Genomic DNA, 18,099 nt, shown 5'->3' on the forward strand with positions numbered 1-18,099 from the left:
GCAGGGTTCAGGATGGAGTTGGGTGCAGGTCGCAATTGCGTCCGGCCTTGGCCAGTTGACCAGGCACTTCATGGCCCAGCAGCGCCGGCAACCCTCGGGACAACTTCAGCAACAGCGGCAGATCGATGCCGGTATGTATGCCGATTTCATCGCACAGGTTCACCAGGTCTTCGGTGCAGATATTGCCCGAGGCTCCCGGTGCAAACGGGCAGCCACCAAGACCACCCAGTGCCGCATCGAAACGTCGGGCACCGGCCTCATAGGCGGCCAGCACATTGCATAGGCCAAGGCCGCGGGTGTTGTGGAAATGCAGGGTCAGGTCCGCTGGCGAAACCCGCTGCAACACCCGTCGCACCAGTCGATCGACCTGCCGCGGGTTGGCCATGCCGGTGGTGTCGGCCAGGGTAATGCCCTGGATGCCGAGTTCCTGATAAGCCTCGACGATCTGCAGGACGCGGTCCTCATCGATCTTGCCTTCGAACGGGCAGCCGAAGGTGGTGGCGATGCTGCCGTTGAGCCGTACCCTCGAGCCGTCCACGTATTGCACGATCTCGCCGAACGCCGCCAATGAGGCTTCGCAACGCATGCGCATGTTCGCCAGGTTGTGAGTCTGGCTGGCGGACATCACCAGGTTCAGCTCGTCGGCCTCGGCCTCGGCCGCCAGCGCCCGTTGCGCACCTTTGAGGTTGGGGATCAAGGCAACGTAGATCACCCCCGGTTGCCGGGCAATACCCTTGAACACCTGCTCACCATCGCGCAGCGCCGGGATCGCCTTGGGCGAGACGAACGAACCCGCCTCGATGCGGCTGAAACCGGCCAGTGACAGCTGATCGATCAGCGCAATCTTGTCGACGGTTTCGACCCAGGTCGGCTCGATTTGCAAGCCGTCGCGCGGGGAGACTTCCTGAACGATCAGGGCCTCGGAAAAATCAGTGATCATTGCACCACCCCTTCAGTTTTCAGGCGCTCGATATCCGATGCCGTCAGGCCCAGCCCCGCGAGAATGCCATCGGTGTGCTGCCCCAGACTCGGTCCGGACCAGTTCACGCCGCCGGGAGTTTCCGACATTTTCGGCACGATTCCCGGCATCTTCACTCGGGTACCGCCCGGCAGCTCGGCACTGAGCAGCATGTCCCGCGCCTGGTAATGCGGATCGGCCACGATGTCGGCCACCGAGTAGATGCGCCCGGCCGGCACCTCGGCGGCTTCCAGGGCCGACAGGACTTCGTCGATCGGCAGGCTGCTGGTCCAGTGGGTGATGGCTGCGTCGAGCACATTGCTTTTGGCGGCACGGCCGTCGTTATGGGCAAACTCCGGCGCTTCGGCCAGGTCATCGCGACCGATGACGTGCATCAGGCGCTTGTAGATCGGGTCGCTATTGCCGGCGATCACCACATAAGCGCCATCGGCCGTCAGGTACGTGTTGGAAGGCGCTATGCCCGGCAAGGCTCCGCCGCTGCGTTCACGCACATGGCCGAGCATGTCGTATTCCGGCACCAGGCTTTCCATGACGTTGAATACGCTTTCGGCCAGCGACACATCAACCACTTGTCCGCCGCCCTGCCCGGTCTTGACCCGCAGCAGCGACATCAAGGCACCAATCACCGCGTGCAGCGACGCCAGGGAATCGCCGAGGCTGACACCTACCCGGGCCGGCGGCGAACCGGGGGTGCCAGTGGTGTAGCGAATCCCGCCCATGGCCTCGCCGATCGCACCGAACCCCGGGCGATCGCGGTACGGGCCGGTCTGGCCATAACCGGAAATCCGCACCAGGGTCAGGTTGGGATTAAGGGCATGCAACACATCCCAACCCAGGCCGAGTTTTTCCAGGGCACCCGGGCGCAGGTTTTCGATCAGCACGTCGGCACTGGTCGCCAGTTGCTTGACCAGTTCGATGCCTTCGGGGGATTTCAGGTTCAGCGCCAGGGACTTCTTGTTGCGCGATTGCAGGTACCACCACAATGAGGTGCCTTCGTGCAGTTTGCGCCATTTGCGCAGGGGATCGCCCTGGCCCATGGCTTCGATCTTGATCACCTCGGCGCCGAACTCGGCGAGCATGCGTGCGGCGAACGGCGCGGCGATCAGCGTGCCGATCTCGATCACCTTGATTGCACTTAAGGGGGCAGTCATCGCGGGGTACCTCTATGTTGTTCTTGGAATATGAGCCAAGGCTAGAGGACCGAGGGGTGATGAATCCAACCCTCAATGGGCAACGGACGTTCGCGAAACGCGAACGCTCAGACCTGCCCCCGCAACTGCTCAAACAACATCCGGCTCACCGGCGACAACGATGCTTCATCGCGCACCACCAGAATCAACGCCCGATCCGACCAGTCGTCCGTCAACGGCACCGCGTGCAATCCCAACGCCCGGCCGAACAGTTCGTATGCCTTGTGCGGCAAAATGCCAATGCCCATATTGGCCTGCACCATCCGGCACATGGCATCAAAACCCGGCACATGAATCCGCAGCCGCAGCACTTTGCCGGCCTTGCGCGCCGCGGCATGGGTGCGCGCGTTGATCGAACTGGCGGCGTGCAGGCCGACGTAATCGCTGTCCAGAGTATCGGCGAACGCCAACCCGGAGCGGCTCGCCAACGGATGATCGGGCAGCATCAGCACCACCAGCTTGTCCTGTCGGTACAGCACGCTGTGCAAGCCTTTGACGTCGCTGTCGATAGAGCAGATCCCCAGGTCGGCCACACCATCGAGCACCCCCTGGATCACCCCGGCGCTGGGGCGTTCCTCAAGGTCGGTCTTGACCTGGGGATGCCGCTCGGAAAAATCCCGCAGGTCCTCCGGCAAAAATTGGATGATCGCCGACAGGTTGGCCAGCATCCGCACATAGCCGCGAATGCCATGGCTGTGCTCGCCCAGCTCAAGCCCCATTTTCTCGACGTTGAACAGCATCTGTCGCGCATGGTGCAACAGGGTTTCACCGGCCGGCGTCAGCGTCATGCCCTTGGCCTGGCGCACGAACAGGCTGATGCCCAGCGCCTCCTCCAGCTCCATCAACCGCTTGCTCGCCGCCGACACCGCAATCGCCTCGCGGGTAGCGGCACGGGTCAACGTGCCTTCTTCATGGACGGCGACAAACAGCTGGAGAGTGATCAGGTCGAGACGGCGGATCAGGCTTTTTTGCAGCATGAGTGAGCTCGATATCTGGTTCGACTGAGCCGGCAGGATAGCCCGGTTTTGGCCAACATCATCATAAGCGCTCGCCCTGCACATAAATCGCTTGCAGCTCACTGCCGTAACCGCACGGGACTTCGTTCGCCGCGACGGTGAAGCTGTCACGACGAGCCGGGGTCGCGTCCTTTGCCGACAGAGATCGGAGGTATGGTCGGAGGAGTTACAGCGGGGATACGTGCGGTCGAGCGGTCAGATCGATGCCAAGGGCTCGCATAACAGCCAACATGGTTTTGAGCGTAGGATTCCCGTCTTCGCTGAATGAGCGATAAAGCTGCTCACGGGAAAGACCGGTTTCGCGGGCCAGTTCGGTCATGCCTTTGGCGCGGGCAACAACTCCCATTGCCTTAGCGATGTATTCAGCATTACCCGTTTCAAACGCATCCGCCATGAAAACGGCGATTGCTTCAGGGCCGTCCAGGGCTGCTGCCGGGTCGTAGTCGTAGATTTTTTCGCTCATTCTGACCTCCACTCGCTGGCGAGTTTTTTAGCCGCTTCAATATCACGGCTTTGGCTGCTTTTGTCGCCGCCGCACAACAGCAAAACGTATTCATCACCTCGCTGCTGGAAATATACGCGGTATCCGGGGCCGTAGTGAATCCGTAACTCGCTGACGCCCTGCCCTACCGCTGACACATCACCCAACAAACCGTTTGCCAACCGAAAGATCCGCGCAGCGATTGCGGCTTTGGCTCGCTGGTCTTTGAGTTTGCGCTCCCACGTCATGTAGGTCGCCGTTTGTTTGATTGTCTTCATGAAGCAATTGTAGTTTAAAAACTACAATTCGCCTAGCATGAACGAGAAACCGTCGACGATGGGCACTGCAGTGGCCTTGCTGTTGTGGCTGCCGTACTGCCTTGCCGTGTTCGGCCAGTCGTTGAATTATCCGATCAGCCTGTCGCTGGCCATCGCCGGTTCGCCGGTCGGCGGCGCTTATGCGATGGCGTTGAGCGGTTCCATTCATCAACTGATGGCTGCCGTCATCGGCGGGATCGCCAGCCTGATCGCCAGTTCGCAGGCCTGGCCGCTGTCGCTGTTATGCACCTTGCTAGCGGTGGGCGCGATGCTCTGTGTGATGCTCGCGCCCAGGGTAGATCCATTTAGAACGCGCTGCGGAAGATCTCCTCGATCTGCCGCTGATCCGCCACCCGCGGATTGGTCAGGCCACAGGCGTCTTTCAAGGCATTGCCGGCAAGGAGCGGGATGTCGTTGAGTTTGGCACCGAGCTCTCGCAGACCGGCGGGGATTTCCACGTCCCGGGACAGGCTGCGAATGGCCGTGATGGCAGCTTGAGCACCCTTTTCCGGGCTGAACCCCTGGGTGTCGACGCCCATTGCCACGGCAACATCGCTCAAGCGATCGGCGCACACCAGCGCGTTGAAGCTTTGCACATGAGGCAAGAGTACGGCGTTGCATACCCCATGGGGCAAGTCGTAGAACCCGCCCAGCTGATGCGCCATGGCGTGGACGTAGCCCAGCGAAGCGTTGTTGAACGCCATGCCGGCGAGGAACTGCGCATACGCCATGTTTTCCCGTGCCGCCAGGTCGCTGCCGTCGCTGACGGCCAGGCGCAGGTTGTTGCTGATCAAAGTGATGGCCTTGAGCGCGCAGGCATCGGTGATCGGGTTGGCGGCGGTGGAGACGTAGGCTTCGATCGCATGGGTCAACGCATCCATGCCGGTGGCCGCGGTCAGGCCCTTGGGCATGGCGACCATCAACGCCGGGTCGTTGACCGACATCAGTGGCGTGACGTTGCGGTCGACGATGGCCATTTTCACGTGTCGGGATTCGTCGGTGATGATGCAGAAGCGGGTCATTTCGCTGGCCGTGCCGGCAGTGGTGTTGATGGCGATCAGCGGCAGTTGCGGTTGAGTGGACTGATCGACGCCTTCATAGTCACGGATCTGTCCGCCGTTGGTCGCACACAAGGCGATGCCTTTGGCGCAATCATGGGGCGAGCCGCCACCGAGGGACACCACGAAATCACAGCCGCTTTCCTTGAGCAGTCCCAGGCCCAGCTCGACGTTGGCGATGCTCGGGTTAGGCTTGGCGCCATCAAAGATCACCGAGTCGATGTCCAGCGTCGCCAGCTTCCCGGCAATCATCTTCGCCACGCCAGCCTTGGCCAAGCCGGTATCGGTGACGATCAATGCCTTGCGAAAACCGTATTTGCCGATGGCGACCATGGCTTCATCGAGGCAATCGATGCCCATGATGTTCACGGCGGGGATGAAAAACGTGCTGCTCATGAGCGAGTCTCCAGACTGGGGCCGAATCGGAGGGCCGATCCAGCGGGAACCCACAGGATCGACCCTTCGGTTGCGCAGTAACTTGATCTGGCTCAAGTCCCGGTCGTGATAAAGTCGCCGCCCATCAGACCTTTTGCTTTGAGACGCCGAATTGCAATGACCGATTTCCAGGATGTCGACGCCCAACTTGAAGACTGGAACGCCTTGCGCGCCACCGCCTCGTTCAGCGGCCTGCTGGTGGGCAATGGCGCCAGCCGCGCAGTGTGGGATGACTTCGGTTATGACTCGCTGTTTGAAAACGCCCGTACCGTCGAAGAAAAACCGATGAGCCAGTCCGAACTGAGCGTGTTCGACGCCATGCAAACGCGCAGCTTCGAGCAGGTGCTCAGCGCGCTGAAAATCACCAGCCGGGTCAACAAGGCCCTGGCCGTCAGCTCTGCCGCGCCGCGTAATCGCTATTACGCGATCAAGGAAGCGCTGATCAATACCGTGCATGCAGTGCACATTCCGTGGCGGTTGGTGATGCCTTCGACCCTGGCGACGATCAGTCAGGAACTGGGCAGCTATCGGACGGTGTTCACCACCAACTACGACTTGCTCAACTACTGGGCGATCCAGCACCAGCCTGATGCAATCACCGATCTGTTCCAGGGTGCCGAGCCAAGCTTCGACCTGAGCGTCACGGCCACCGATAAAACCCGGCTGCTGTACCTGCACGGGGGCCTGCATCTGGTGCGCAACCAGGACGGCACGGCGCGCAAGCTGATGTCGACCGAGGGAACCTTGCTCGGCAGTTTCGCCATCAACAACACGATCAAGACCCTCGACGACGTGCCGCTGTTCGTCAACGAAGGGCCGGCTCAGGACAAGCTCAAGACCATCCGCAGCTCGGACTATCTGTCGTTCTGCTATGACCAGTTACTGGGGCATGGCGACGGGTTGTGCATCTTCGGTCATGCCTTGGGCGAGCAGGACAGCCACATCATCCACGCGTTGCGCAAGGCGAAACCGAAGAGCGTGGCGATCTCGATCAATCCACGCAGCAAGGCGTTCATCCAGCATCAGAAGCGGCATTACGCGAAGGTGTTTGAGGGGACGGGGAGTGAACTGCGGTTTTTTGATTCGAAGACCCATGCACTGGGTAGTCCGAAGCTGGCCGTACCGGTCGAGGTTTAGCCGTGACGCGGCTACCCCTGTAGGAGCTGGCTTGCCAGCGAAGAGGCCATTACATCCGATAATGATGTCGCCTGACACGCCGCCTTCGCTTTTTGTAGGAGCTGGCTTGCCAGCGAAGAGGCCGTCACATCCGATAATGATGTTGCCTGACACGCCGCCTTCGCTGCGGTGCGGCGATCCGACAAGCCAACGCCTACAGGGGGTGTGGTTAGAGCACCGGCAGGGTCTTGTCCTTGATTACCTTGGTCGGACCATTGGCCTTCACGCTGGCGATGCCTTTTTCCAGCGCCGCAGCGGACGCGTATGACTCGCTGCTGCCGATAACCTCGTGGTTACCGGCCTTGAGGTTGAAGTAAGGATGGCCATCGCGGGTGGTTTTCTTTTCGTAGTGTTCATCCAGCGGGCTATTGGCCTGAACGGAGGCGATACCTTTGTCGGCGGCCGCACGGGTGGTGTACAGCTCGCTGGTCAGAATGGTTTCGGCGTTGGCGGCCTTCAGGACAAATTTGAACTGACCGTTGCTGCTTTTGCTGACTTCGTACCATCCAGACATGTTCGTTCTCCTTGGCGATTGAGAGGTTTCGCGTTTCAGAGTAAAGACCACCTCGGGATTTCTGTCGCCTGTGCCGGCCCCTTCGCTGTAGGAGCAAGCTTGCTCGCGATGAACTCAAGTACGCCGCGTTGAATCCGTAAACACGCGTTATCGTTAACGACCATCGCGAGCAAGCCCGCTCCTACAGGAGCGGGCTTGCTCGCGATGGGGCCTTCATGGTCACCGCAAAACCAATCTACTTCACCCCCGCCCGCACCACCGACAACTCCGGCACCTGCCCCCGTCGCTGACTCAGGTACCGCGTACAGCTCACCCGCAAAAACGAAGCAAAATTGACCACCTCTCCGCGATAATCCATCACCTCTTCATACAGCTTGGCGATCAACTGATTGGTGGTCATGCCGTCGACCTCGGCGATCTCGCGGAGGATGTCCCAGAACTGATTCTCCAGGCGCAAGGTGGTAACCACCCCACAGATACGCAGCGAGCGGGAGCGCGATTCGTAGAGAATCGGATCGGCTTTGACGTAGAGCTCGCACATGCACAGGTCCCTCGTTACAGCGTGATTTTGGTGCCCAGCAATCCAAGGAAACCAGCCAGCCAGCTCGGATGGGCCGGCCAGGCCGGGGCAGTGGCCAGATTGCCTTGAACGTGACCTTGCGTCACCGGGATATCGATGAACGTACCGCCGGCCAGGCGCACTTCCGGGGCACACGCCGGGTAGGCGCTGCACTCGCGACCTTCCAGAATGCCCGCCGCCGCCAGCAATTGCGCGCCGTGACACACGGCAGCGATCGGTTTGCCGGCCTTGTCGAACGCTCGCACCAGTTCCAGGACTTTTTCGTTCAGGCGCAGGTACTCCGGCGCACGACCGCCCGGTACCAGCAGGGCGTCGTAATCAGTTTCGGCCACCTGGGCAAAATCGAAGTTCAGGGCAAACAGGTGACCGGGCTTTTCACTGTAGGTCTGGTCGCCTTCGAAGTCATGGATCGCCGTGCGCACGGTCTGGCCAGCGGTTTTGTCCGGGCAAACGGCGTGCACCGTGTGGCCGACCATCAGCAGTGCCTGGAAGGGCACCATCACTTCATAGTCCTCGACGTAATCGCCGACCAGCATCAGAATTTTCTTGGCAGCCATGGGGTGGACTCCTCTGGGGAACAGGTGGGTTTGCAGGAGTATTCAAGGTAGTCCTTAATTTGCATGGCAGGTAATACCCGACTACTACGCCGATCCCTTGTAGGAGCTGGCTTGCCAGCGAAGGACGCATAGGCGACGCTTTTTTCCAGTCAGCACGCGTCATCGTTAACGTCCATCACTGCGGGGCGGCGATCCGACTTGCCAGCGAAGGCGGCCTTGAGAACGCCGCAAGACTTGAGGGCCTCTTCGCCAGCAAGCCGGCTCCTACGTTGGGGGCATTACCCCCAACTGTACGGATAACTCTGCACCTAGCTGTAACAGCGCAGACACCACGGTTTATGGCTAGATGAAGGCTCTTCCCGCCACCTTCGATTCTGGTCGCCATCATGTCCTCGCGCGAAAACACTGGCATGGCCCTCGGTCTGCTCGGCGTTGTGATCTTCAGCCTTACCCTGCCCTTCACACGGATCGTCGTGCAGGAACTCCATCCGTTGCTCAACGGCCTGGGCCGTGCACTGTTCGCGGCGGTTCCGGCCGCGATGCTGTTGCTGTGGCGCCGGGAACGATGGCCAACGTGGAAACAAGTCAAAGGCCTGAGCCTGGTGATTGCCGGGGTGATACTGGGCTTCCCGGTACTCTCGGCCTGGGCCATGCAAACCTTGCCGGCATCCCACGGCGCACTGGTCAACGGCCTGCAACCGCTGTGCGTGGCGCTGTATGCCGCCTGGTTGTCCCATGAACGACCGTCGAAAGCTTTCTGGGCCTGCGCCGCCCTGGGCAGTGCGCTGGTGCTCGGGTATGCGTTGATCAGCGGTGCCGGCAGCATTCAGCCCGGTGATTTGCTGATGCTGGGGGCGATCGCCGTGGGTGGCCTGGGGTATGCCGAAGGCGGCCGGTTGGCCAAGGAGATGGGCGGCTGGCAGGTGATCTGCTGGGCACTGGTGCTGTCGACACCGCTGCTGATCGGACCGGTGCTGTACCTGGCGCTGCAACATCAAGGAGAGATTTCGACCAGGACCTGGTGGGCGTTCGGTTACGTCTCGCTGTTTTCGCAGTTCATCGGTTTCTTTGCCTGGTACGCCGGGCTGGCCATGGGCGGCATTGCCCGGGTCAGTCAGATCCAGCTGTTGCAGATCTTCTTCACCATCGCGTTTTCGGCGTTGTTCTTCGGGGAGCACGTCGAGCCGATTACCTGGCTGTTTGCCGCGGGGGTGATAGTGACGGTGATTCTGGGCCGCAAGACGGCGGTCAAATCAACTGTGGGAGCGAGCCTGCTCGCGAAAGCAGACTGACAGTCAACCAGGATGTTGGCTGTTACGGCCCCTTCGCGAGCAGGCTCGCTCCCACAGGATCAGAGGTAACCGTCAGCCCTCAGCAGGGTTTCCAGGCAATGCTCGCTGATGTGGTAGAAATCCTTCAATTGCTCAATCTTCACCAACAGCTGAGCCGGGTCCACCGGTTCGGCGCGCTTGACCGCCAGGATCATCTTGTTCTTGTTGGTGTGCTCCAATGAAATGAACTCGAAGACCTTGGTTTCATAACCGCAGGCTTCCAGGAACAACGCACGCAAACTGTCGGTCACCATCTCCGCCTGTTGGCCCAGGTGCAAGCCGTATTGCAGCATCGGCTTGAGCAGCGCCGGGCTCTGGATCTGCAGGCGGATCTGCTTGTGGCAGCACGGCGAGCACATGATGATCGAAGCCCCGGAGCGAATGCCGGTGTGGATCGCGTAGTCGGTAGCGATGTCGCAGGCATGCAGCGCGATCATCACGTCCAGTTCGCTCGGCGCGACGCTGCGCACATCACCGCATTTGAACACCAGCCCCGGATGCTCCAGCTTTGCAGCCGCGGTGTTGCACAGGGTGACCATGTCTTCACGCAGCTCGACCCCGGTCACCTCGCCTTCGGCTTTCAAGGTATTGCGCAGGTAGTCGTGGATCGCGAACGTCAAATAACCCTTGCCAGAACCGAAATCCGCAACCCGTACCGGCTTGTCCAGCGCCAGCGGCGAGGAGGTCAACGCATGGCTGAAGACTTCGATGAACTTGTTGATCTGCTTCCACTTGCGCGACATCGCCGGGATCAGCTCATGTTGCTTGTTGGTCACGCCGAGGTCGGCGAGAAATGGCCGGCTCAGGTCGAGGAAGCGGTTTTTCTCGCGGTTGTGCTCGGCGGATGGCACTTCGCGTAATTGCTGAGGTTTGCTCTTGAACAGCGAAGACTTGCCCTTTTTGCTGTATTCGAGCTGGGCTTCGTCAGTCAGCGCCAGCAAATGCGCATTTTTGAACGAGGCCGGCAGCAACCCGGCGATGGTCGCGATGCCCTCGGCAAGCGCCAGGTTCTTGGTGATGTCGCGGGTCTTGTAACGGTAGACGAACGACAGGCAGGGCTGATCCTTGACCGTCAGTTGCTTGATGATCAGCCGCTGCAGGTCTGTCTCGGTGCCAACGTACTTGGCCAGCACCAGCTTGATGAAAGCGTTCTGCTTCAGACTGCTCGCCAACAGGTCGATAAACTGCGCGTGATGATCCGGCGTGAGGCTGGCGGTAACGGACATGTAAAAAACGTCTCGGCGTGAAAAATCGGGGAATGACCGGCATTTTAAGGGGGATAGGGGTTTTCGGCACGGGGTTATTTCTCGGCAGGTCCCGGCCACGCCTCCAGGACCTGCATCCACCGCTGAACCCTCAGGGTTCCACCAACCGCAGTTTACGGTTGGTGGGCGAGTTGATGACGTACTTGACGATCAACCCCACCGGCACCGCCCAAGTCAGGCCGTTGGCCGGATCAGTGACCACGGCGACGGTTTCGGAGCTGGCCGAAATATCCAGACGCCGGCGATCATGGCTCGACTTGAGCACGCCATAGGCATGGCTGACCAGCCTTTCCGCCAGATGCATCGGCACATCGATACTCTCCAGGTGCTTCACCGCACGACAGAACAGCACCTGATCATCGATCAATCCGTCGCCCTCATGGCGGACCAGAAATGCCTGGGCGATGGCCAGCAACTCTTCATTCAATGCCTGGCTTTCATCGCCGTCCTTCATGCCAACGACTCCTGTGGCGTTTCCCCCAACGGGGTCGCCACCGCAACGGGCCGGGCCGCGCGACGCAGGTCGGGGCCCGCACAGGGCAAGTGCACGGCCGGATTGGGCATGCCACTGGGCGACAGTTCATGGGTCATTTCGAACTCGGCCCGAACCGACCAGCCGCACGCCTCCGACGTACATTGCAGATACGCCACCCGCAGAAAAATATGACGGCCCTCACTGGTACGAATACGCATCCGGTTCAGGCAGTGCGGGCACACCATTTTGTAAGTGCTCATGCTTGGCTCCCGCCGGTGATCGAGTGGCAATCAACAGGATCAAACGCAATACTGCTTGAAACATTGATCGTTACTCCGGTCGGGTCCTGCGAATAACGTCTGCCAGACAACCGTAAGTGCAATGGACCTCTGCGCATCAGGTACGAGTCAAGCTCGTAGGAAATCACCCTGATACCATTAGGAAGTTTCGACATCGTTTTGTTCTGATTCATAGTTGACGATTGATCACTCACAAGAAAAAAAGTACGCGATATGCGTAATCTAGACACTCAAAATGCATGTGTCAAAAGGAAGAGGCTAAAATTGAGTAGCAAAAAATCACAAGACATCCTGACTCGCCTTAAGCTGATTACAGGCACAAAAACCGATGCCTCGTTATCTTCCGCGCTGCAGATCAGTCCTCAAACACTCAGCAGCTGGAAAGGGCGCGACAGCACGCCATACTCATTATGCGTAGAAATAGCGCAGTCGCGTGGCATCTCGCTCGATTGGTTGCTGCTGGGTGAAGGACCTATCCTGCGGCATACACTGGCCGCGCCCGCCGATGACACTCAAGAAAGCGAAACACGGGAAAACACTATTCTCGCGCTCTGGCGATTGCTCAGCGAAGATGATCGCCGTGCCATACAACACGCGCTGGAAGAAAAATGGCGACTGCGCGATATGGAACTCAAACTGTCGGAAATGGCCTCTACCCTCGCGGCACTGCAACATTCGAACGACACATGAAGCCCCTTGTAATTCGACATTTCGCTACTTCAAGGCATGCCACAACAGCATGATGTTGCCGCTGCTGCGCATAATCAGTGAGCATGACAAAACGCTCACCACTGCATGCCATGGACTCACCGGCGCAAATGTCAGCAACACGTCCATGCCGGCAAGGCAAAACACCCCTCCGCACAGGCTGATCAATAGTCCGTCACACCAGCAATGCCGTTGTTCGTCACGCTGATAACAGGCAAGCCTGAACGCGCTCAGCAAATGAGCCACACCGGTGACAAAGACCAGGGCGATCATTTCATTCCCCATCATCCCCGCCCTCGCAGGTGCCGAATGATTTCGCCGATACCGGCACCGTCAATCCACTGCATCAGCTTGATGCTGATGGGGATGACGATCAGTGCGCAGAAAAAAGCCGTCACGCCCCCGGTCAGGAATGGAGCCAGCCGCAACGCAACCGGGGTAAACAGATAGCCGACGCCTGCCGACAGCAGCCAGGAGCCGATACGCTGCCAGGCCTTGAAATTGCTCCCGGTCGTCGTGACGAGCCATGCGCCCAGCGCCGCACCGAACAGCGCCTCGCCATCGATCGAGGGCAGCGTCGCGATGCCCAACCCCAGCATGAGCCCGCTGAGACTGTTGTAAGTCGAGTCAGTCAGGCTCATGGGCGCCTCGCGGATCGATTTCTGCAATAACAATGACGCCTGCCTCAATGGCTTTGAGCAAAGCGCTACTGCGCGAGTTGACGGCAAACTTGCGGCGGATATTGGAGAAGTGAAAGTTGATCGTGGAGACCGAGCAATTCTGAATCATGGCGATCTCCCAGGAGGTTTTCCCCTGGTAGCACCAGATCAGGGCTTGCTTCTCTTTAGCCGTCAGTCGGGCCGATGGAAAATGTCCTCCGCCACCGGGCACTGCACAAACAAAAGAGTCGAGCGGTTGATGCGTTGACATGACAAAAACTCCCTCTATGTCAGAACACCCGTTTCCGGGCGCTCACTGTTAGAGAGAGATGTTGAAGACAGGCCTGCACTCAGACAACTTGCCGGAGTTGTAGCGTCGCGCGCTACACAAACGGGCCTGCCCGGGCCTCAGCCCAGCACCACCAGTCGGTTGGGCAATTCATTGCGCACATGGGTCACCGGCACATGCACCTTGAGCAATTCGCCGCAGGCTTCGACGCAGGTGACAAACCCCTGCAAGGTCTGGCCTTGTTTCACCTGCTCAGTGAACGCCGTCACGATCGCGTCCCAGTTGGTGTTATCCAGGCGCTTCGAAATGCCCTCATCCACCAGGATCTCGACATAGCGCTCGGCCTCCGAGACGAAAATCAGCATGCCCGTGCTGCCCATCGTGTGATGCAGGTTTTGCTCCAGGAACTGCCGACGCGCCAGGTTCGAGGCGCGCCAGTGACGCACCGAGCGCGGGATCAGGCGGGTGGTGACTTTGGGCATTCGAAACACCAGGCACAGCACGATGAAGCTGACCCATTGCACCAGCAGCAGGCTGTGCAGGGTCAGCCAGCCGGTCAGGTAATGCACGACCCCCGGCACCACCAGCGCCAGCAGGCTGGCCCAGAGCAACGGGATGTAGGCATAGTCGTCGGCACGGGCCGCGAGCACTGTCACCAGTTCGGCGTCGGTGTCGCGCTCGACCCGGGCAATCGCCTCGGCGACTTTGCGTTGTTCGTGTTCGGTCAGTAATGCCATGTTTGAAGATGCCTGCTCGCTATTGTTTTACCGATGTCATCACCAGCCGCCCGACGAACCACCACCGCCGAAACTGCCACCGCCGCCGCTGAAGCCACCGCCTCCTCCGCCACCAAAACCGCCACCGCCAAACCCGCCTCCCGAGCTGCCTCGGCCACCACCGCCACCGCTTGGCAGGATACCGAGCATCTGGCCGACGAAAATCGCCAGGATGAACAGCATCACCAGAAACACCAGCAACCCCGGATGCCGCGAAACGAAGTCGCTTTGCTGATCGCCTCGGGACTCGTACACCGTGGACGGCTCATCCAGCGGGTTGCCCCCCAGCACCACCAGCATCGCCGCGACCCCGTCGCTGATGCCCTTGCTGAAGTTGCCGGCCTTGAAGGCCGGGGTGATCACCTGATTGATGATCACCGAACTCTGCGCATCGGTCAGGCGTTCTTCCAGGCCATAACCGACTTCGATGCGCAACCTGCGCTCATCGCGGGCGACGATCAGCAACGCGCCGTTGTTCTTGTCCTTCTGGCCGATGCCCCAGTGACGCCCGAGCTGATAACCGAAGTCCGCGATGTCAGTGCCCTGCAAATCCGGCAACGTGACCACCACCAACTGCTCACCGGTGGCCTTTTCATGGGCGTTGAGCTGTTGGGTGAGCTGCTCGCGCACCGACGGCTCGATCATCCCGGCGTTGTCCACCACCCGCCCCGTCAGTTGCGGGAACTTCAATTCGGCCTGGGCCGTCAGGGCAAACACCCAGAGCAACAGCACCAGGCCAACTTTCAACACGCGCATTGGCAACCTCATGCAGGGTGACGCATCCAACCTGAACCAGCGCTTACTGGAACTTCACTTGCGGTGCTTTTTGCGCTTCGGGGCTGGTGGCCTCGAAGGTCTCGCGCACAGGCAAATCGCTGTACATCACCGTGTGCCACAGGCGACCGGGGAAGGTGCGGATTTCGGTGTTGTACTTTTGCACCGCCAGAATGAAGTCCCGGCGCGCCACGGCGATGCGGTTCTCGGTGCCTTCAAGCTGCGACTGCAACGCGAGGAAGTTCTGGTTGGCCTTGAGATCCGGATAGCGCTCGACGACCACCATCAAACGACTCAATGCGCCGGTCAGCTGATCCTGGGCCTGCTGGAACTGTTTAAGTTTCTCCGGATTGTCCAGGGTGTTGGCATCGACCTGGATCGAAGTGGCCTTGGCCCGGGCTTCGACCACCGCGGTCAAGGTCTCCTGTTCATGCTGCGCGTAGCCCTTGACGGTTTCCACCAGGTTGGGGATCAGGTCGGCGCGGCGCTGGTACTGGTTCTGCACCTGGCCCCAGGCGGCCTTGGCCTGTTCGTCGAGGGTCGGAATGTTGTTGATGCCGCAGCCTGCCAGCAAGGCGCTCAGCAACATCAAGGCTGCCAGCTGCAGGCGGGTCCGATAGTGGTGTCGTACGTTCATCTGGTTGACGCTCCCTTGCACATTCCGTTGAAAAAACAACCTGCGAACTTCGAAGACGGCTCTTGGGGCATAATTTGCGCCACCACTGGATTGCATCGAGCCAATGGGCTAAAAGATGCCCCAGCGCAAAACACTACCGAAGTGTGGCTGCATTTACCTGAACAACAATAGTCGCTCCCTAAATTTTGGCTGACCGGCGCGTATTCACTGCCGTTTAGGCTTAGAGAAAACCATTCATGAAGAAGCTGTGTTTGCTGGGTCTGTTCGTCAGCCTGGCCAGTCATACCGTATTGGCCGCCACGACGCCCGCACCTCTGGAGAACAAGGACGCCTTCGTCAGCAACCTGATGAAGCAAATGACCCTCGATGAAAAAATCGGCCAGTTGCGCCTGATCAGCATCGGCCCCGAAATGCCTCGGGAGCTGATCCGCCAGGAAATCGCCGCCGGCAACATCGGCGGCACGTTCAACTCGATCACCCGCCCGGAAAACCGTCCGATGCAGGACGCGGCCATGCGCAGCCGGTTGAAGATCCCGATGTTCTTCGCCTATGACGTGATCCACGGCCACCGTACCATTTTCCCGATTCCGATAGCCTTGGCTTCAAGCTGGGACATGGACGCCATCGGTCTGTCCGGGCGCATCGCCGCCAAAGAAGCCGCGGCAGACAGCCTCGACATCACCTTCGCGCCGATGGTCGACATTTCCCGCGACCCACGCTGGGGCCGCACCTCCGAAGGCTTCGGTGAAGACACTTACCTGGTGTCGCGCATCGCCGGCGTCATGGTCAAGGCCTTCCAGGGCGCGGGCGCAAACGCGGCCGACAGCATCATGGCCAGCGTCAAGCACTTTGCCTTGTACGGCGCGGTCGAGGGCGGTCGCGACTACAACATCGTCGACATGAGCCCGGTCAAGATGTACCAGGACTACCTGCCGCCTTACCGCGCCGCGATTGACGCCGGTGCCGGCGGCGTGATGGTCGCGCTGAACTCGATCAATGGCGTGCCGGCCACCGCCGACACCTGGCTGATGAATGACCTGTTGCGCCAGCAATGGGGCTTCAAGGGCCTGGCCGTCAGCGACCACGGGGCGATTTTCGAACTGATCAAGCACGGCGTCGCCCGTGACGGTCGCGAAGCCGCGAAGCTCGCCATCAAGGCCGGCATCCACATGAGCATGAACGACACGCTCTATGGCAAGGAACTGCCAGGGTTGCTGAAGGCCGGCGAGATCAAGCAGAGCGACATCGACAATGCCGTGCGTGCCGTGCTGGGGGCCAAATACGACATGGGCCTGTTCAAGGACCCGTACCTGCGCATCGGCAAGGCCGAGGATGACCCGGTCGACACCTACGCCGACAGCCGCCTGCACCGCGCCGAAGCCCGCGATGTCGCGCGCCGCAGCCTGGTATTGCTGAAGAACCAGGGCGACACCCTGCCGCTGAAGAAGACCGCGAAAATCGCCCTGGTCGGCCCGCTGGCCAAGGCGCCGATCGACATGATGGGCAGCTGGGCCGCGGCGGGCCGTCCGGCTCAATCGGTGACCCTGTTCGACGGCATGACCAATGCGCTGGGCGCAAAGTCGACGCTGATCTATGCCCGTGGGGCCAACATCACCAGCGACCGGAAAGTCCTCGATTACCTGAACTTCCTCAACTTCGATGCCCCGGAAGTGGTCGATGATCCGCGCTCGGCGCAAGTGTTGATCGACGAAGCGGTACAAGCTGCCAAGGACGCCGATGTGGTGGTGGCAGCCGTGGGCGAATCCCGCGGCATGTCCCACGAATCGTCGAGCCGTACCGACCTGAACATCCCGGTCAACCAGCGCGAGTTGCTCAAGGCCTTGAAAGCCACCGGCAAACCGCTGGTGCTGGTGTTGATGAACGGCCGCCCGCTGTCGATTCTCGAAGAGAAGGAACAGGCTGACGCGATCCTGGAAACCTGGTTCAGCGGTACCGAAGGCGGCAACGCCATCGCCGACGTGCTGTTCGGCGACTACAACCCGTCGGGCAAGCTACCGATCACGTTCCCGCGCTCGGTGGGGCAGATTCCGACCTACTACAACCACCTCAGCATCGGCCGGCCGTTCACGCCGGGCAAACCGGGCAACTACACCTCGCAGTATTTCGATGACACCACAGGCCCCCTGTTCCCGTTCGGTTTTGGCTTGAGCTACACCCACTTCAGCCTGACTGACATGGCCTTGTCCTCGACCACGCTGAACAAGACCGGCAAGCTCGACGCCAGCGTCATGGTGAAAAACACTGGCCAGCGCGACGGCGAAACCGTGGTGCAGTTGTACATCCAGGACGTGACCGGCTCGATGATCCGACCGGTCAAGGAACTGAAGAATTTCCAGAAAATCATGCTCAAGGCCGGTGAACAGAAAGTCGTGCGCTTCACCATTACCGAAGATGACCTGAAGTTCTTCAATGCCCAGCTCAAGTATGCGGCGGAACCGGGTAAGTTCAATGCGCAGATCGGCCTGGATTCCCAGGACGTGACGCAGCAGAGCTTTGAATTGCTCTAAGCCCTGCGCGGACTGATCGTTCCCACGCTCTGCGTGGGAATGTAACCCGTGACGC

General features: G+C 60.1%; 22 protein-coding genes and 1 pseudogene. 5 read left to right on the top strand and 18 right to left on the bottom strand.

The features are described from left to right. Positions 1–7: 7 nt before the first annotated feature. The 5 genes from F8N96_RS12435 to F8N96_RS12455 form a co-directional block, all read right to left on the bottom strand. Positions 8–940 carry a hydroxymethylglutaryl-CoA lyase gene (locus F8N96_RS12435; protein ID WP_150798056.1) on the bottom strand — a complete coding sequence of 311 codons (933 nt, stop codon included), beginning with the start codon at positions 938–940 and terminating at the stop codon, positions 8–10. Next, complete coding sequence (locus F8N96_RS12440) at positions 937–2,130, bottom strand: CaiB/BaiF CoA transferase family protein (protein ID WP_150798057.1); 1,194 nt, start codon at positions 2,128–2,130, stop codon at positions 937–939. Before F8N96_RS12440 ends, F8N96_RS12435 begins: the two co-directional genes overlap by 4 nt. 107 nt (positions 2,131–2,237) lie before the next feature. Next, entirely contained in the window at positions 2,238–3,146 is a 909-nt protein-coding gene (locus F8N96_RS12445) for a LysR substrate-binding domain-containing protein (RefSeq protein ID WP_150798058.1), read from the bottom strand. A gap of 205 nt (positions 3,147–3,351) precedes the next feature. After that, positions 3,352–3,648: an addiction module antidote protein gene (locus tag F8N96_RS12450; protein ID WP_150798059.1), complete on the bottom strand. Its 297-nt coding sequence runs from the start codon at positions 3,646–3,648 to the stop codon at positions 3,352–3,354. Continuing rightward, on the bottom strand, positions 3,645–3,944 hold the full coding sequence (locus F8N96_RS12455) for a type II toxin-antitoxin system RelE/ParE family toxin (protein ID WP_150798060.1): 300 nt from the start codon (positions 3,942–3,944) through the stop codon (positions 3,645–3,647). Before F8N96_RS12455 ends, F8N96_RS12450 begins: the two co-directional genes overlap by 4 nt. Before the next feature lie 64 nt (positions 3,945–4,008). On the opposite strand from F8N96_RS12455, the pseudogene F8N96_RS35355 reads away from it, so the two are divergent. Beyond that, positions 4,009–4,275: pseudogene (locus F8N96_RS35355) on the top strand (MFS transporter); the annotation flags it as partial. A gap of 13 nt (positions 4,276–4,288) precedes the next feature. Here F8N96_RS35355 and yiaY read toward each other — a convergent pair. Next, positions 4,289–5,437, bottom strand: a complete 1,149-nt coding sequence (yiaY, locus tag F8N96_RS12465; protein WP_150798061.1) for an L-threonine dehydrogenase — start codon at positions 5,435–5,437, stop codon at positions 4,289–4,291. A 156-nt stretch (positions 5,438–5,593) separates the two neighbouring features. Here yiaY and F8N96_RS12470 point away from each other — a divergent pair, with 156 nt between their 5' ends. Beyond that, the gene (locus F8N96_RS12470; protein WP_150798062.1) at positions 5,594–6,613 is read left to right on the top strand and encodes a DUF4917 family protein; all 1,020 of its coding nucleotides are present in this window, start codon (positions 5,594–5,596) and stop codon (positions 6,611–6,613) included. A 208-nt stretch (positions 6,614–6,821) separates the two neighbouring features. Here F8N96_RS12470 and F8N96_RS12475 read toward each other — a convergent pair whose 3' ends face one another. From F8N96_RS12475 to F8N96_RS12485, 3 genes are all read right to left on the bottom strand, one after another. Then, a complete protein-coding gene (locus tag F8N96_RS12475) occupies positions 6,822–7,166 on the bottom strand; it encodes a YegP family protein (RefSeq protein ID WP_150798063.1) in 345 nt (114 codons plus the stop codon). A 235-nt stretch (positions 7,167–7,401) separates the two neighbouring features. Continuing rightward, positions 7,402–7,707 (bottom strand): ribbon-helix-helix domain-containing protein, encoded by a 306-nt coding sequence (locus tag F8N96_RS12480; protein ID WP_150798064.1) that lies wholly within the window; start codon positions 7,705–7,707, stop codon positions 7,402–7,404. Between the two features lie 14 nt (positions 7,708–7,721). Then, a complete protein-coding gene (locus tag F8N96_RS12485; protein WP_150798065.1) occupies positions 7,722–8,303 on the bottom strand; it encodes a DJ-1/PfpI family protein in 582 nt (193 codons plus the stop codon). A gap of 386 nt (positions 8,304–8,689) precedes the next feature. Between F8N96_RS12485 and F8N96_RS12490 the strand changes: the two genes are divergently transcribed. Further along, positions 8,690–9,595: a DMT family transporter gene (locus tag F8N96_RS12490; protein WP_150798066.1), complete on the top strand. Its 906-nt coding sequence runs from the start codon at positions 8,690–8,692 to the stop codon at positions 9,593–9,595. Positions 9,596–9,654: 59 nt separating this feature from the next. On the opposite strand, the gene F8N96_RS12495 is transcribed toward F8N96_RS12490, so the two are convergent. From F8N96_RS12495 to F8N96_RS12505, 3 genes are all read right to left on the bottom strand, one after another. Then, the gene (locus F8N96_RS12495) at positions 9,655–10,860 is read right to left on the bottom strand and encodes a class I SAM-dependent methyltransferase (RefSeq protein ID WP_150798067.1); all 1,206 of its coding nucleotides are present in this window, start codon (positions 10,858–10,860) and stop codon (positions 9,655–9,657) included. Between the two features lie 130 nt (positions 10,861–10,990). After that, complete coding sequence (locus F8N96_RS12500) at positions 10,991–11,353, bottom strand: hypothetical protein (protein WP_150798068.1); 363 nt, start codon at positions 11,351–11,353, stop codon at positions 10,991–10,993. Beyond that, a complete protein-coding gene (locus F8N96_RS12505) occupies positions 11,350–11,634 on the bottom strand; it encodes an ogr/Delta-like zinc finger family protein (RefSeq protein WP_150798069.1) in 285 nt (94 codons plus the stop codon). The genes F8N96_RS12500 and F8N96_RS12505 overlap by 4 nt, the downstream gene beginning before the upstream one ends. 303 nt (positions 11,635–11,937) lie before the next feature. Between F8N96_RS12505 and F8N96_RS12510 the strand changes: the two genes are divergently transcribed. After that, positions 11,938–12,363 (top strand): helix-turn-helix domain-containing protein, encoded by a 426-nt coding sequence (locus F8N96_RS12510; RefSeq protein WP_224789424.1) that lies wholly within the window; start codon positions 11,938–11,940, stop codon positions 12,361–12,363. A gap of 24 nt (positions 12,364–12,387) precedes the next feature. Here F8N96_RS12510 and F8N96_RS12515 read toward each other — a convergent pair whose 3' ends face one another. From F8N96_RS12515 to F8N96_RS12540, 6 genes are all read right to left on the bottom strand, one after another. Beyond that, positions 12,388–12,654: a phage holin family protein gene (locus F8N96_RS12515; protein ID WP_224794090.1), complete on the bottom strand. Its 267-nt coding sequence runs from the start codon at positions 12,652–12,654 to the stop codon at positions 12,388–12,390. Between the two features lie 11 nt (positions 12,655–12,665). Beyond that, positions 12,666–13,022 (bottom strand): putative holin, encoded by a 357-nt coding sequence (locus tag F8N96_RS12520; protein WP_150748089.1) that lies wholly within the window; start codon positions 13,020–13,022, stop codon positions 12,666–12,668. Further along, complete coding sequence (locus tag F8N96_RS12525) at positions 13,009–13,311, bottom strand: helix-turn-helix domain-containing protein (RefSeq protein WP_150798071.1); 303 nt, start codon at positions 13,309–13,311, stop codon at positions 13,009–13,011. The genes F8N96_RS12520 and F8N96_RS12525 overlap by 14 nt, the downstream gene beginning before the upstream one ends. A gap of 137 nt (positions 13,312–13,448) precedes the next feature. Further along, complete coding sequence (locus F8N96_RS12530) at positions 13,449–14,066, bottom strand: TPM domain-containing protein (RefSeq protein WP_150798072.1); 618 nt, start codon at positions 14,064–14,066, stop codon at positions 13,449–13,451. A gap of 39 nt (positions 14,067–14,105) precedes the next feature. Further along, positions 14,106–14,861 (bottom strand): TPM domain-containing protein, encoded by a 756-nt coding sequence (locus F8N96_RS12535; RefSeq protein ID WP_150798073.1) that lies wholly within the window; start codon positions 14,859–14,861, stop codon positions 14,106–14,108. Between the two features lie 43 nt (positions 14,862–14,904). Then, positions 14,905–15,516, bottom strand: a complete 612-nt coding sequence (locus F8N96_RS12540; protein WP_150798074.1) for a LemA family protein — start codon at positions 15,514–15,516, stop codon at positions 14,905–14,907. 236 nt (positions 15,517–15,752) lie between these two features. On the opposite strand from F8N96_RS12540, the gene bglX reads away from it, so the two are divergent. After that, positions 15,753–18,044: a beta-glucosidase BglX gene (gene bglX / locus F8N96_RS12545; RefSeq protein ID WP_150798075.1), complete on the top strand. Its 2,292-nt coding sequence runs from the start codon at positions 15,753–15,755 to the stop codon at positions 18,042–18,044. Positions 18,045–18,099 lie beyond the last annotated feature (55 nt).

The organism is Pseudomonas fluorescens (genome assembly GCF_902497855.1).
Lineage (GTDB): Bacteria > Pseudomonadota > Gammaproteobacteria > Pseudomonadales > Pseudomonadaceae > Aquipseudomonas > Aquipseudomonas fluorescens_BI.

What these genes read in the sequence shown, in the direction of transcription:
- F8N96_RS12435 (WP_150798056.1), bottom strand. Translation starts at nt 940, where the DNA reads ATGATCACTGATTTTTCCGAGGCCCTGATCGTTCAGGAAGTCTCCCCG.
- F8N96_RS12440 (WP_150798057.1), bottom strand. Translation starts at nt 2,130, where the DNA reads ATGACTGCCCCCTTAAGTGCAATCAAGGTGATCGAGATCGGCACGCTG.
- F8N96_RS12445 (WP_150798058.1), bottom strand. Translation starts at nt 3,146, where the DNA reads ATGCTGCAAAAAAGCCTGATCCGCCGTCTCGACCTGATCACTCTCCAG.
- F8N96_RS12450 (WP_150798059.1), bottom strand. Translation starts at nt 3,648, where the DNA reads ATGAGCGAAAAAATCTACGACTACGACCCGGCAGCAGCCCTGGACGGC.
- F8N96_RS12455 (WP_150798060.1), bottom strand. Translation starts at nt 3,944, where the DNA reads ATGAAGACAATCAAACAAACGGCGACCTACATGACGTGGGAGCGCAAA.
- yiaY (WP_150798061.1), bottom strand. Translation starts at nt 5,437, where the DNA reads ATGAGCAGCACGTTTTTCATCCCCGCCGTGAACATCATGGGCATCGAT.
- F8N96_RS12470 (WP_150798062.1), top strand. Translation starts at nt 5,594, where the DNA reads ATGACCGATTTCCAGGATGTCGACGCCCAACTTGAAGACTGGAACGCC.
- F8N96_RS12475 (WP_150798063.1), bottom strand. Translation starts at nt 7,166, where the DNA reads ATGTCTGGATGGTACGAAGTCAGCAAAAGCAGCAACGGTCAGTTCAAA.
- F8N96_RS12480 (WP_150798064.1), bottom strand. Translation starts at nt 7,707, where the DNA reads ATGTGCGAGCTCTACGTCAAAGCCGATCCGATTCTCTACGAATCGCGC.
- F8N96_RS12485 (WP_150798065.1), bottom strand. Translation starts at nt 8,303, where the DNA reads ATGGCTGCCAAGAAAATTCTGATGCTGGTCGGCGATTACGTCGAGGAC.
- F8N96_RS12490 (WP_150798066.1), top strand. Translation starts at nt 8,690, where the DNA reads ATGTCCTCGCGCGAAAACACTGGCATGGCCCTCGGTCTGCTCGGCGTT.
- F8N96_RS12495 (WP_150798067.1), bottom strand. Translation starts at nt 10,860, where the DNA reads ATGTCCGTTACCGCCAGCCTCACGCCGGATCATCACGCGCAGTTTATC.
- F8N96_RS12500 (WP_150798068.1), bottom strand. Translation starts at nt 11,353, where the DNA reads ATGAAGGACGGCGATGAAAGCCAGGCATTGAATGAAGAGTTGCTGGCC.
- F8N96_RS12505 (WP_150798069.1), bottom strand. Translation starts at nt 11,634, where the DNA reads ATGAGCACTTACAAAATGGTGTGCCCGCACTGCCTGAACCGGATGCGT.
- F8N96_RS12515 (WP_224794090.1), bottom strand. Translation starts at nt 12,654, where the DNA reads ATGATCGCCCTGGTCTTTGTCACCGGTGTGGCTCATTTGCTGAGCGCG.
- F8N96_RS12520 (WP_150748089.1), bottom strand. Translation starts at nt 13,022, where the DNA reads ATGAGCCTGACTGACTCGACTTACAACAGTCTCAGCGGGCTCATGCTG.
- F8N96_RS12525 (WP_150798071.1), bottom strand. Translation starts at nt 13,311, where the DNA reads ATGTCAACGCATCAACCGCTCGACTCTTTTGTTTGTGCAGTGCCCGGT.
- F8N96_RS12530 (WP_150798072.1), bottom strand. Translation starts at nt 14,066, where the DNA reads ATGGCATTACTGACCGAACACGAACAACGCAAAGTCGCCGAGGCGATT.
- F8N96_RS12535 (WP_150798073.1), bottom strand. Translation starts at nt 14,861, where the DNA reads ATGCGCGTGTTGAAAGTTGGCCTGGTGCTGTTGCTCTGGGTGTTTGCC.
- F8N96_RS12540 (WP_150798074.1), bottom strand. Translation starts at nt 15,516, where the DNA reads ATGAACGTACGACACCACTATCGGACCCGCCTGCAGCTGGCAGCCTTG.
- bglX (WP_150798075.1), top strand. Translation starts at nt 15,753, where the DNA reads ATGAAGAAGCTGTGTTTGCTGGGTCTGTTCGTCAGCCTGGCCAGTCAT.